11 protein-coding genes are annotated in these 12,472 nt (G+C 72.6%); 6 read left to right on the forward strand and 5 right to left on the reverse strand.

Going from position 1 to position 12,472, the window contains the following annotated elements; all coding sequences use genetic code 11:
- The 5 genes from DEJ47_RS19930 to DEJ47_RS19950 all read left to right on the forward strand — a co-directional run bounded on the left by DEJ47_RS19930 (nucleotide 1) and on the right by DEJ47_RS19950 (nucleotide 5,397).
- On the forward strand, nucleotides 1-1,341 hold the full coding sequence (locus DEJ47_RS19930; RefSeq protein WP_223828415.1) for a sensor histidine kinase: 1,341 nt from the start codon (nucleotides 1-3) through the stop codon (nucleotides 1,339-1,341).
- On the forward strand, nucleotides 1,338-2,018 hold the full coding sequence (locus tag DEJ47_RS19935; protein ID WP_150170214.1) for a response regulator: 681 nt from the start codon (nucleotides 1,338-1,340) through the stop codon (nucleotides 2,016-2,018). The genes DEJ47_RS19930 and DEJ47_RS19935 overlap by 4 nt, the downstream gene beginning before the upstream one ends.
- Nucleotides 2,019-2,105: 87 nt before the next feature.
- A complete protein-coding gene (locus DEJ47_RS19940) occupies nucleotides 2,106-3,446 on the forward strand; it encodes a sensor histidine kinase (RefSeq protein WP_150170216.1) in 1,341 nt (446 codons plus the stop codon).
- Nucleotides 3,443-4,111, forward strand: coding sequence for a response regulator (locus DEJ47_RS19945; RefSeq protein WP_150170218.1), 669 nt, complete (start codon nucleotides 3,443-3,445; stop codon nucleotides 4,109-4,111). Before DEJ47_RS19940 ends, DEJ47_RS19945 begins: the two co-directional genes overlap by 4 nt.
- 59 nt (nucleotides 4,112-4,170) lie before the next feature.
- Nucleotides 4,171-5,397, forward strand: coding sequence for a cytochrome P450 (locus tag DEJ47_RS19950; protein ID WP_150170219.1), 1,227 nt, complete (start codon nucleotides 4,171-4,173; stop codon nucleotides 5,395-5,397).
- An 18-nt stretch (nucleotides 5,398-5,415) separates the two neighbouring features.
- On the opposite strand, the gene DEJ47_RS19955 is transcribed toward DEJ47_RS19950, so the two are convergent.
- Complete coding sequence (locus DEJ47_RS19955; RefSeq protein WP_150170221.1) at nucleotides 5,416-6,315, reverse strand: diacylglycerol kinase family protein; 900 nt, start codon at nucleotides 6,313-6,315, stop codon at nucleotides 5,416-5,418.
- A gap of 176 nt (nucleotides 6,316-6,491) precedes the next feature.
- Here DEJ47_RS19955 and DEJ47_RS19960 point away from each other — a divergent pair, with 176 nt between their 5' ends.
- Nucleotides 6,492-7,775 carry an adenylosuccinate synthase gene (locus DEJ47_RS19960; protein ID WP_150170223.1) on the forward strand — a complete coding sequence of 428 codons (1,284 nt, stop codon included), beginning with the start codon at nucleotides 6,492-6,494 and terminating at the stop codon, nucleotides 7,773-7,775.
- Here the strand turns inward: DEJ47_RS19960 and DEJ47_RS19965 are convergent.
- From DEJ47_RS19965 to DEJ47_RS19980, 4 genes are all read right to left on the reverse strand, one after another.
- Nucleotides 7,759-9,363 (reverse strand): substrate-binding domain-containing protein, encoded by a 1,605-nt coding sequence (locus tag DEJ47_RS19965; protein WP_150170225.1) that lies wholly within the window; start codon nucleotides 9,361-9,363, stop codon nucleotides 7,759-7,761. The genes DEJ47_RS19960 and DEJ47_RS19965 overlap by 17 nt on opposite strands.
- A gap of 75 nt (nucleotides 9,364-9,438) precedes the next feature.
- The gene (locus tag DEJ47_RS19970; RefSeq protein ID WP_150170226.1) at nucleotides 9,439-11,307 is read right to left on the reverse strand and encodes a serine/threonine-protein kinase; all 1,869 of its coding nucleotides are present in this window, start codon (nucleotides 11,305-11,307) and stop codon (nucleotides 9,439-9,441) included.
- A gap of 80 nt (nucleotides 11,308-11,387) precedes the next feature.
- Nucleotides 11,388-11,867, reverse strand: coding sequence for a MarR family winged helix-turn-helix transcriptional regulator (locus DEJ47_RS19975; RefSeq protein WP_150170228.1), 480 nt, complete (start codon nucleotides 11,865-11,867; stop codon nucleotides 11,388-11,390).
- Nucleotides 11,864-12,469, reverse strand: coding sequence for a type 1 glutamine amidotransferase family protein (locus tag DEJ47_RS19980; RefSeq protein WP_150170230.1), 606 nt, complete (start codon nucleotides 12,467-12,469; stop codon nucleotides 11,864-11,866). The genes DEJ47_RS19975 and DEJ47_RS19980 overlap by 4 nt, the downstream gene beginning before the upstream one ends.
- Nucleotides 12,470-12,472 lie beyond the last annotated feature (3 nt).

Raw genomic sequence — 12,472 nt, forward strand, 5'->3', positions numbered from 1 at the left:
GTGGCAGAGGCGGACCGCGGGAGCGGTGACGGGGAGCGGTTCGACCGGGCGGTCGCGGGCGGGCTCAAGAGGCTGCGCCGTGATCTGGTGACGGCGGCGCGGATGCCGCTGCCGCCGTTCCGGCAGCCCCGGGTGCTGCGCTGGTTCGCGCACGTCGTGGTCGTCGGCGTCGCCGTCACCACGGCCGTCGGGAACCTCGACCAGTGGTCGCAGCGTTACCACCTCGGACACACCGTCGGCACGCTGATGGCGCTGCTGCAGGCTGCCGCGCTGCTCGTCGCACTGGTGCGTCCGGTGCCCGCGTGGTGGCTGTCGCTCGTCGTGAACACGACCGCCTCCCTCCTGACGACGGTGCCGCTCCTCCAGGGGCCCGAACCGTGGCCGTGGGGGCCGCCCGCGCTGTTCGCGCACGGCACGGCGACGCTGCTGCTCGCGCTGCGGCTGCCGGCCAGGGCCGCCTGGGCGGCCTGCGTGCTGAGCGTCGGCGTCCCGCTCGTGCTGCAGCAGACGAGCAGCCCCGGGCCCTACGACACCACCGTGCCCCTCGCGGCCCTCGTCTTCGGCGCCGTCACCCTCGTCGGCACCCTCCTGCGCGGTCGCCGCGAGGCCCGCACCCGGCTCGTCGAGCAGGAGACCATCACCGCCGAGGAACGGGCCCGCCGCACCCTCCTGGAGGAGCGCAGCCGCATCGCCCGCGAACTGCACGACGTGGTCGCCCACCACATGTCCGTCATCTCCATCCAGGCGCAGGTCGCCCCGCACCTGGTCGAGGACCCGCCCGACGAGCTCAGGGAGAACCTCGCGGGCATCCGGGAGAACGCCCTCGAAGCCCTCACCGAGCTCCGTCGCGTCCTCGGCGTCCTGCGCTCGGAGAACCCCGGTGACCCGGAGGCCGCCCCGCAGGCCCCGCTGCCCACCCTGGAGCGCCTGGACGTCCTCGTGGACAACGCCCGCGCGGCGGGCCTGACCGTGCGCCGCGAGACGGCGGGCGAGCCGCGCCCGCTGCCGCCCGGCGTCGACCTGTCGGCGTACCGCATCGTGCAGGAGGCGCTCAGCAACGCGATCCGGCACGCGCCCGGCTCGACGGTGCGGATCGGCCTCACGTACGCGCGGGCCGGGGTGCACGTCCGGGTCACCGACTCGGGCGCGCGCACCGCCGCGCCGCCCTCGCCGGGCGCGGGCCACGGGCTGCTCGGCATGCGGGAGCGCACGACGATGCTGGGCGGCGACCTCGCCACGGGCCCCACGCAGGACGGCGGCTACGAGGTGTCGGCGTTCCTGCCGACCGCGACCCCGACCACCCTTACGACACCGACCACCGACGGAGAGACCACGCCATGACGATCAAGGTCCTGATCGCCGACGACCAGATCATGGTCAGGCAGGGCTTCTCCGTCCTGCTCAATGCCGAGCCGGACATCGAGGTGATCGGTCAGGCCGTCGACGGCGCGGACGCGGTCGCCAAGGTCGCCGCACTCGTGCCGGACGTGGTCCTCATGGACATCCGCATGCCCGAGCTGAGCGGCATCGAGGCGACCCGCCGCATCACGGGCGAACTGCCCGGCGCCGCCGACGTGAAGGTCCTCGTCCTGACCACCTTCGACCTCGACGAGTACGTGTACGACGCGCTGCGCGCCGGTGCCTCCGGGTTCCTGCTCAAGGACGCGTCGGCGGACCAGCTCGCCGAGGCGGTCCGGGTCGTGGCGGCCGGGGACGCGCTGCTCGCGCCCGGCATCACCCGGCGCCTCATCGCGGAGTTCTCCCGCATGGACGGCGGGACGCGCGGCCCGCTCAAGCCCCGCGTGGGTGAGCTGACCGGGCGCGAGACGGAGGTGCTCGCCCTGATCGCGCAGGGCCTGTCGAACGCGGAGATCGCGGCGCGGCTCGTCGTCGCCGAGCAGACCGTGAAGACGCACGTCGGCCGCATCCTGGTGAAGCTGGGCCTGCGCGACCGCACGCAGGCGGCGGTGTACGCGTACGAGACGGGCGTGGTGCGCCCGTCGGGACGCACCTCCTGACGGTCGCGAGTAGTACCTGCGACGGACCCCGCGGAACCCGTCTTGCTGTGGACGACCGGCCCGCCACGTGCCCTTACCTTCGTAGACGTGACCGATACGACTGAGCAGCTCAAGGCCAGAGGCCCGAAGAGCCCCGAGTTCCACCTCGTGCGGGAGGCCTTCGGCGGCCTGCGCGAGGCGCTGTTCCACGACGCCTTCGCCTACCGGCTGCTGCCGCCCAGGACGACGGAGGGCCGCCTGGCCCGTCTCCTCCCGCGGCGGATACGCGCGTACGCCGTGTGGACCCCGCACGCCCTGGTGGTCGCCGCGGCCCTGATCACCCTGTCCCTCGCGTACAACGTGGGCTACGGCACCGACGCCGTCGCGCACCTCCTCACCGGCTTCATCCCGGCGGCGGCGGTCCTGATGACGCTGGTCAGGCCGGTCGGCGCCTTCTGGGTCTCGCTCGTCTCGACCCCGTTCACCGCGGTGCTCGGCAACACCTGGGACGGCTGGCCGTGGACGCCCGCCGCGTTCTTCGCGCACATCGTGGTGATGGTCGTCGTCGCGGCGAGGACCGGACCGCGCACCGCCCTGTGGATGTGGCTCGCCACGGCGGCGTACGGCGTGGTCACGGAGGTCTGGGTCGGGTCGCCCGGCGCCTCCGACGCCCCGATGATGCTGTTCGTCTCGGCGCTCGCGCTCCTCGTCACCACGGTGGTGCACGTGCGGCGCGAGGCGCAGCGCGAGGTCACCGTGCAGCGCACCGTCACCGCCATCGAGCGCGACAAGCGCACCCTCCTGGAGGAGCGCACCAACATCGCCCGCGAGCTGCACGACGTGGTCGCCCACCACATGTCGGTGGTCGCCATCCAGGCCGAGGCCGCGCCCTACCGCGTGGAGAACCCGCCGCCCGAGCTGGAGCAGGCGTTCGTGACGATCCGCGAGAACGCGGTGTCCGCGCTCACCGAACTGCGCCGCGTCCTCGGTGTCGTACGGGCCGAGGACTACGAGGCGCCGGACGCCCCGCAGCCCACGCTCGCCGACCTCGACCGGCTCCTGGACAACGTCCGTGACGCCGGTCTGACCGTCGACAAGGTGGTCACCGGGGCGGTCCGCGAACTGCCGCAGGGCGTGGAGCTCTCCGCGTACCGCATCGTGCAGGAGGCCCTCAGCAACAGCCTGCGCCACGCGCCCGGCGCGGCGGCGCGCGTCGAGGTCGGCTACGTCCTCGGCGGCCTGGGCCTGCGCGTCGTGAACGGCCCGGCGACCGGCCTGGTCAAGCCGTCCCCGGGCGCGGGCCACGGCATCACCGGCATGCGGGAGCGCGTGACGATGCTGAACGGCGAGATGACGGCGGAACCGGCCGCCGACGGCGGTTACGAGGTCACGGTCTTCCTGCCGGTGCCGCCCGTGGACCGCATGAACCCGGCGGGAGAGGACGCATGACGATCAAGGTGCTCATCGCCGACGACCAGATGATGGTGCGCGAGGGCTTCTCCGTCCTCCTGAACGCGATGCCCGACATCGAGGTCGTCGGCGAGGCCGTCAACGGCCGCGAGGCGGTCGAGCGGGTCCGGGAACTCGCCCCCGACGTCGTCCTGATGGACATCCGCATGCCCCAGCTGAACGGCATCGAGGCGACCCGCGAGATCATCGCGTCCGAGGGCAACGCGAAGGTCCTCGTCCTGACCACGTTCGACCTCGACGAGTACGTCTACCAGGCGCTCCGCGCGGGCGCCTCCGGCTTCCTCCTCAAGGACGCCTCCGCGCGACAACTCGCGGAGGGTGTAAGGGTGGTGGCGTCCGGCGAGGCGCTTCTCGCGCCGACCGTGACGCGCCGCCTGATCACGGAGTTCTCGAAGCTGGCGGAGACGCCGCGGCTCTCGGCGACCGTCCAGGCGCAGCAGTACGGGGAGCTCACCGAGCGCGAGACGGAGGTCCTCGTCCTCATCGCGCAGGGCCTGTCGAACGCGGAGATCGCCTCCCGGCTCGTCGTCGCCGAGTCGACCATCAAGACGCACGTCAGCCGGGTCCTGGTGAAGCTGGGGCTGCGGGACCGCACGCAGGCGGCGGTGTTCGCGTACGAAGCGAGGCTGGTCACACCGGGGTGAGGCTGGTCATGACGGAATGAGGCTGGTCATGGCGGGGTGAGCGGGTCTAGCGTCCCCCCATGGACGCAGCGCTCGAAGCGGCAGAGGTGTTCACCCCCTCCTCCCCGGAGTTCGTGGCCGACCCCTGCCCGGCGTACGCACGCCTGCGCGAGGCGGGCCGCGCCCACTACTGCCCGCCCACCGGGCAGTGGCTGATCCCGCACCACGCGGACGTCGCGGCCCTGCTGCGCGACCGGCGCCTCGGCCGCACGTACCTGCACCGCTTCACGCACGAGGAGTTCGGCCGCACACCCCCGCCGCCCGAGCACGAGCCGTTCCACACCCTCAACGACAACGGCATGCTCGACCTGGAGGCGCCCACGCACACCCGCATCCGCCGCCTGGTCGCGAAGGCGTTCACCCCGCGCACGGTCGCCCGGCTCCGTCCCTACGTCGAGCAGTTGGCGGACGGCCTCGTGCGCGACCTCGTGGCGGACGGCGGCGGCGACCTCAAGGCCCGCGTCGCCGAACCGCTCCCGGTGGCGGTCATCGCCCAGATGCTGGGCATCCCGGAGGGCGACCGGGACCTGCTGCGCCCCTGGTCGGCGGCGATCTGCGGCATGTACGAGCTGAACCCGTCGCAGGAGACGGCGGCGCGAGCGGTCCGCGCCTCCCTCGAATTCACGGCGTACCTGCGCGAGCTGATCGCCGCACGCCGCGCGAACCCGGCCGAGGACCTGATCTCGGGCCTGATCGCGGCGCACGAGGACGGCGAGTCCCTCACCGAGCAGGAAATGATCTCCACGTGCGTGCTCCTGCTCAATGCGGGGCACGAGGCGACGGTGAACGCCACGGTCAACGGCTGGCACGCGCTGTTCCGGAACCCGGCGCAGCTGGCCGCGCTCCGCGCCGACCCGGCCGGACTCGTGCCCACGGCGGTCGAGGAGCTGATGCGGTACGACACGCCGCTCCAGCTCTTCGAACGGTGGGTCCTCGACGACATCGAGATCGACGGCGTGACGATCCCGCGCGGCGCGGAACTGGCCCTCCTCTTCGGCTCCGCCAACCACGACCCCGCGGTCTTCGACGCCCCCGCCGAGCTCGACCTCTCCCGCCGCGACAACCCGCACATCTCCTTCAGCGCGGGCATCCACTACTGCATCGGCGCGCCCCTGGCCCGCATCGAACTGGCGGCGTCCCTGCACGCCCTGCTGCGCCGCGCCCCGGCCCTGCGCCTCGCGGCGGACCCGCCCCGCACCCCGAACTTCGTGATCCGAGGGTTCGAGGAGCTCCTGGTGACGGTGTGACGGGACCCGCGGGCCCCCTCACCGCGGCAACGTGAGCCCCCACGCCCGAGCCCGCACCGTCCACGTCCGGGTCCGCACCGGGCCCGCCACCACCGCGTCCGCCCGGTAGCGGAAGTCCGCCCCGGACACCGTCACCGTCCGCGCCCGGACCCGTACCGGCGACGCGTCCGCCCCCGCCGAAGGGGACGGGCGGACCTCCACACGGGCCAGGCCGCCGCCCCCGGCCGTGACACGGACGCCCTCGACGGGCTGGTCCAGGCCCACGAGCGTGACCCCGTCCGCCTCGATCCGGAGCCGGGCCGGCGGTACGGGACGGGACGGGCGCGCGGGGCGCGCCGCGAGCGTGCGGACGAACGACTGGCACGAGCGCAGCCACGCGTGCCCCTCCGCCGCGACGCCCGCCCTCCCCGCGATCACCCTCGCTGAGGCGCCCGCGCCCACGGACGAGGAGACGTCCTCGGGCACGGACGAGGACCTGCCCGCCCCCACCGGCGGGATCCGGAGATCACCGAGGACGACCCCGTCACTGTCGTCCACCAGCAGGTCGAGTCTGCGCTCGGCACCCTCCAGGACCGCCCGCGCCGCGGCCACCGCCCCCGCCGGCACCCCCAGCCCGCGCGTCAGCGTCAGCGATTGCGCGGCGCCCACGGGGACGACGGAAAGCGCGCACCCGGCGAGGTCCCGCTCCCGGTGGAGCGCCGCCACCGCACGCAGCAGCGCCCGATCGTCGCCGATCACCACGAGCCGTCGCGTACCCCGCCTGGCCAGCGCTTTCGTGAAGTCTTCGGGGCCGTCGGGGAGACAGACCCGGACCGCGGCGCCCGCGCCGAGCACATCCTTCGCGATCCGTACCGACTCACCGTCCGTGCGCCGGGCGACCGGGTCGATGACGACTAGGAGCTGGTCGCGAGCCGACAACGTGCGCCCTTTCTTTTAGCCGTTCTTTGAGACCTCGGGTAGCATCTTTGTGCAAGAGCCCCTTGCGCTATTGCGCCAGGGGCTTCGTCTATTCCGGGGCAGCATCCAAGGCACACCCATACGGCGGCTACGGCCCCAGACCTTGGACATGCCCCGCCCGGAAGGGGTGTACGCCTGTGCCCGCACTTGTGCTGCTCGGTGCTCAGTGGGGTGACGAAGGCAAGGGAAAGGCCACTGACCTGCTCGGTGGCTCCGTGGACTATGTAGTGCGCTACCAGGGCGGCAACAACGCCGGCCACACGGTCGTCGTCGGCGACCAGAAGTACGCGCTGCATCTCCTCCCTTCCGGGATTCTCTCCCCGGACTGCGTGCCCGTCATCGGCAACGGAGTCGTCGTCGACCCGTCGGTCCTGCTCTCCGAGCTGAGCGGTCTGAACGAGCGCGGCGTCGACACGTCGAAGCTGCTGATCAGCGGCAACGCGCACATCATCACGCCGTACAACGTCACGGTCGACAAGGTCGGCGAGCGCTTCCTCGGCAAGCGGAAGATCGGCACGACGGGCCGCGGCATCGGCCCGACGTACGCCGACAAGATCAACCGCACCGGCATCCGCGTCCAGGACCTCTACGACGAGTCGATCCTGAAGCAGAAGGTCGAAGCGGCCCTGGAGCAGAAGAACCAGCTCCTGACCAAGGTCTTCAACCGGCGCGCGATCGAGTCGGAGCAGATCGTCGAGCAGCTCCTGGAGCACGGCGAGAACATCAAGCAGTACGTCGCCGACACGACGCTGATCCTGAACAACGCGCTCGACGACGACAAGGTCGTCCTGTTCGAGGGCGGCCAGGGCACGCTCCTGGACGTGGACCACGGCACGTACCCCTTCGTCACCTCCTCGAACCCGACCGCGGGCGGCGCCTGCACGGGCACGGGCGTGGGCCCGACGAAGATCACCCGGGTCATCGGCATCCTGAAGGCGTACACGACCCGTGTCGGCGCGGGCCCGTTCCCGACGGAGCTGTTCGACGCGGACGGCGAGGCGCTGCGCACCATCGGCGGCGAGCGCGGTGTGACGACGGGCCGTGACCGCCGCTGCGGCTGGTTCGACGCCCCGATCGCCCGCTACGCGACGCGCGTCAACGGCCTCACGGACTTCTTCCTGACGAAGCTCGACGTCCTCACCGGCTGGGAGCAGATCCCGGTCTGCGTGGCGTACGAGATCGACGGCAAGCGTGTCGAGGAGCTCCCGTACAACCAGACCGACTTCCACCACGCGAAGCCGATCTACGAGATGCTGCCCGGCTGGTCCGAGGACATCACCAAGGCGCAGACCTTCTCCGACCTGCCGAAGAACGCGCAGGGTTACGTGAAGGCGCTGGAGGAGATGTCCGGCGCGCCGATCTCCGCGATCGGTGTGGGTCCGGGCCGCACGGAGACGATCGAGATCAACTCGTTCGTCTAGTCGTAGAGCTCTGTGGGAGGGGCGTCCCGGCACTGTCGCCGGGGCGCCCCTCCGCGCATACCCGCAGGCCCTCCGGGGTCGCGCACGGCAGGTGGCCGTGGGTGCGGATGACGTCGATGCCGGTGCCGCGCGCGTAGGCGAGGAACCCCGCGGCGAGGGAGTCGGCGGGCGGGAGGCCGTAGGTGTAGGCGTACTCGATCTCGCGGTAGGGGTAGCCGGTCTTCAGGAGCTGGTCGGTGGACGGCGCGTGGCCTTCCAGGTCGAGCCGGTGCAGGCCCTTGAGGCCGGAGGCGGCGCGGAGTTCGCTGTAGCCGATGGCGCCGGGGATGCGGCCGACGGCGTCGAGGACCTGGTCGGTGGAGTCGAGTTCGCAGCGGGTGACGGGCACGGACGGGTCGTCCTTGCCGAGGCAGTCGTTGGAGGACGCCTTGATCTCGAAGGTGCCGCCGAGGACGCGGCGCTGGAGCGTGTCGCGGGTGCCGGAGCTGGAGCCGCGGCTGACGAGGACGACGGGCAGGTCGGGCCCGCCGAGCTCCTTCCAGTTGCGTACGTCGCCCCGGTAGATCCGACGCACCTGCGGCAGGGTCAGATTGCGCGTCGGTACGCGGTCGTTGAGGACGAGCGCGAAGACGGAGACGGCGACGCGGGTCTCGGCGAGGCGGGGGAAGCCGTCGGACCCCGGCCCGTCGGAGAAGGCGAGCAGGGCCGGTGCTCCTTTGTTCCTTCCCTTGCCGGTGGACTTCCGCCCCGCGTCGTCGAGTTCACGCAGGCCCGCCGCGCTGCCGTGGGCGCTGACCGTGATGTCGGAGCCGGGGCAGTCGCCCTCGTACTTGTCGGCGAGCTCCTCGACGACCGGCGCGAACGCCGTCGAGCCGAGCACCGTCAGCTCGCCGGTCGCGCACTCGATGGGCGGCGGCGGGTCGTCCTCGCGGAGCACGATGATCGAGGCGAGGGTGACGACGGACAGGGTGAGCAGCACGGTGAGGAGCTGTGCGGGCCGGGACAGCAGTGGCGGCTTGTCGTCGAGGGTGGTGGACCGGTTGGGCTGCACGTCGCCCGCCTGGATGCCGCCGGAGAGGGTGACGTCGCCGCCGACGGGTCCGCCGGTGAGGAGGACGAGCAGCTTGTAGTGCTGACCCCGGTTGAGCGGGACGCGCGGGATGTGCAGGGTGCTGCCCTCGTACCGCAGCCCGGCCGCGGCCGTGAAGTGCTCCATCAGGTGGTCGTCGCCGGACGGCGCGGTGACGGCGAGACCGCGGACGGTGCGTCCCGTGAAGACGGCGGTGAGCCCGTGCAGGGCACGCCCGCTGTAGTCGGCGTCGGAGACGGCTTGGGAGCCGTCGTTCTCGACGCGCAGCAGGACGAGCGTGGCGTCGGACATCTCGGGGGTCTCGTCGAAGAGACCGAGGCGGGCGTTGGCGCCGCCCGTCCGCACGTTGTCGCCTATGGCGGTGTCCAGCTGGACCCGGTAGCCGAGCCGCTTGCGCCGGGGCACGCGCCGCTCGTACCAGAGCGCGCCGACGGTGGCGGCGAGACCGAGGACAGCCGTGAGCACGGCGATGGTGTTCTCGGCGCTCAACCAGTCCATGGGCGGTGACGGTAGGCGGCGCGGAGCGAGCGGGCGGCGGCTTCGCGGTCCTGTCGGCAGTTGTTGCCGGAGGGTTCAGTTCCCCTTGTCGTACGTCAGCTCGCCGCTGCCGTCGGTGTTGGCGCGCCGGAGCTTGCCGTTGCCGAGGATGGTGATGACGCTCGGGTCGCCGGGCGTGCAGGACGTCATGGGCTCGCCGACGGTGACCTCGGTGGGTCCGATGCGCAGTCGCTCGCCGGACGCGGACACGAGTTTCCCCTGGAAGACGCAGTGGTAGGTGCCGCCTCCGTCGGCGGGCCCGTCGGCCGTCACGGACAGCACGGTGTCGCCGACCTCGCCCTGCTGGAGGGTGAGTTCGCGGGTGCTGTGACCGTTGTCGGTGTCGAGGCCGCCGGACCAGGTGCCGAGGTATTTGTCCGGGATGGTGCCGTCGTCGCTGTCGGACGGCGACGGTCCGGGGGAGCTCGACTCGGGCCCCGGCGTGGAGGGCCCCGGGGTCTTCGGTGCGCTGCTGGCGCTGTTCCCGTTGGCGGAGTCGTCACCCCGCTTGTCCTCGGCGCTGTCGCCGTTCATGACGGCGTAGACGGTGCCGCCCGCTCCGAGAGCCACTATGAGCGCGACGACGACCAGCGCGGCGGTGGACCGCCCACTGCGCCGCGCGGGCTCGGGCGGCGGGACGGGCCCGTACGGGGGAGTGGGCCCGTAGGGAGGCGTGGGCCCGAACCCGGGCGGGGGCGGCTGGTGGGGGTACCCGTAGGCGGGGTGCTGGACCGGGGCCTGCCGCGGCGCCGGGGTCTGCTGCGGGTAGCCGTACACCGGGGCGCCGGGCGGGGGTGTGGGAGGGGCCTGCCCGGAGACCATGGTGGGCAGGTGGTCGAGGGGGGCGGTGCCGGGCTTGCCGGGCGGGGGAGGGGTGGCGTCCTGAACAGCGCCACGCTCCCCACCGGACCCCGCTGCGACTCCGTCCGCGCCCCCCACGCTCTCTACGCCCTCCCCGCTCTCCCCGCTCTCCCCGCTCTCCTCGGGGTCCTCGGCGTCGAGCAACTGGACGGCGTGCCGACCCAGTTGGGCGACGAGGGCGCCGGGCAGCCAGGGATCGAGGGTGTGTCCGTCGTCCCCCAGCGCGTCGGCGGCCCCCGTACGCTCGAGCACCTCGTCGAGGGAGGGCCGGTCGCCCGGCTCCTTGCGGAGGCAGGCGCCGATCAGCTCGGCGAGCCCTTCGGGAAGCCCCTCCAGGTCGGGCTCCTCCTGGGCGATGCGGAACATCAGCGCGTGCACGCCGCTGTTGGCGGTCCCGAAGGGCAGGGCGCCGGAAGCGGCGTAGGCGAGCACGGACCCGAGACAGAAGACGTCACAGGCGGGCGTGATCCGATCCCCCCGCACCTGCTCGGGGGCCATGAACCCGGGCGACCCGACGAGCGCGCCCGTGCGGGTCAGCCCTCCGTCGGTGACCGTCTCCAGGGCGCGCGCGATGCCGAAGTCGATGACGCGGGGCCCGTCGATGGTGATGAGGACGTTGGACGGCTTGAGGTCGCGGTGGACCATGCCGGCGGCGTGGATGTCCTTCAGGGCATGAGCGAGCCCGGCACCGAGGATGTGGACGGACCGCTCGGGCAACGGCCCGTGATCGTGCGAGACGACGCTCTGGAGGGAGGGTCCGGCGACGTACCCGGTCGCGAGCCACGGGATGGCGGCCTCGGTGTCGGCGTCCAGCACGGGCGCGGTCCACGCACCCCCCACTTGCCGGGCGGCCTGCACCTCCTGCCGGAACCGGTTCCGGAACTCCTCCTGCTCGGCGAGCTCCTGCCGCACGAGCTTCACGGCGACCGTACGGCCCCGCTCGGACCGGGCGAGGTACACATGCCCCATGCCCCCGGCCCCGAGCCGCGCCAACAGACGGTACGCGCCGATCCGTTGCGGATCCCCGGGCACGAGCTTCTCCATCGCCGCACCGACCTCCCCCATTGGTGTGCAACAGAGTGAGGATAGTGCGGCGGTACGACAGGATGTGCCGGGACCGCTCCCTACGGTTCCGTAACGGCCCCGGAGGACCCCGCATCCGTGTCGAGGACGTCGTCCAACACCGTCGCCAGGCGTTCCAGTACCCGTGCCGTCTCCGCGAACTCCGCGTCGCCGAGTGCGTCCGCCAGGCGGGCCGCCAAGTCCGCGTGGCCGGGCTCGATGCGGGAGACGGCGGCCCTGCCCTCCTCCGTCGGGCGGAGGAGTTTGGCTCGGCGGTGGGCCGGGTTCGGCGTGTATTCGGCGAGGCCCTCGCGGACCAGGAGGTCCGCCACGCGCTGCACGCTCTGGCGCGTGATGCCCATCGTGCGGGCGACGCCCGCGACCGGCAGCGGGTCGCGCAGCACCGCGCCGAGCACCTGCCACCAGGCCGCGGTGAGCCCGGCGGGCTTCGCCAGTTCCTCGGAGGCGGTGAGGAACCGGCCGTTGAGGCGGAAGACGGTCAGGGCGGTGCGGCTCAGGAGGTCCTGGCGGTTGTCGCTCACGAGTTCAGCGTCTCGTACGCCGCCGGGTCCGAGTCGTGGAACAGGCGGTACCACGCGTCGAGCTTCTCGGCGTCGAGTACGTCGCCGAGGCGGCCGAAGATCTCGCGGGCGAACGCGACCGGTTCCGTCGGGCCCGCCGTGATCAGGTCGCCGTCGGTCACCGCGTCCGACTCGACGTATCTCTCGCCGCCCTTGTAGCCGGTGGCGGTCAGGTACATCGGTGCCGCGCTCGTGTGCGTGCGGTCGTCGAGCAGGCCCTCGCGGGCCAGGCCCGCCGTGGCTCCGCAGATCGCGCCGACCGGGACGCCCGCGGCCAGGAACGCGCGGGCCGTGCGGGCGAACGGGGCGAGGTCGTCGCTCGTGTCCCACAGGTCCGCGCCCGGCAGGATCAGCAAGGAGCTGTCCTCGGGGCGCAGTTCGGCGAGGGAGAGGTCGGGCTGTACGCGCAGGCCGCCGATGGAGACGACGGGTTCGGCCGTCGGGGCGACCGTGCGGATCTCGTAGCCGAAGCGGGCGAGCCAGGCCGTGGCGTGGCCCGTCTCCCAGTCGGCGAACGTGTCGTAGAGGGCGAGGTGCACGGGCTTGCGGGACGTGGGGGACATGTG

The organism is Streptomyces venezuelae, assembly GCF_008642355.1.
GTDB lineage: Bacteria > Actinomycetota > Actinomycetes > Streptomycetales > Streptomycetaceae > Streptomyces > Streptomyces venezuelae_B.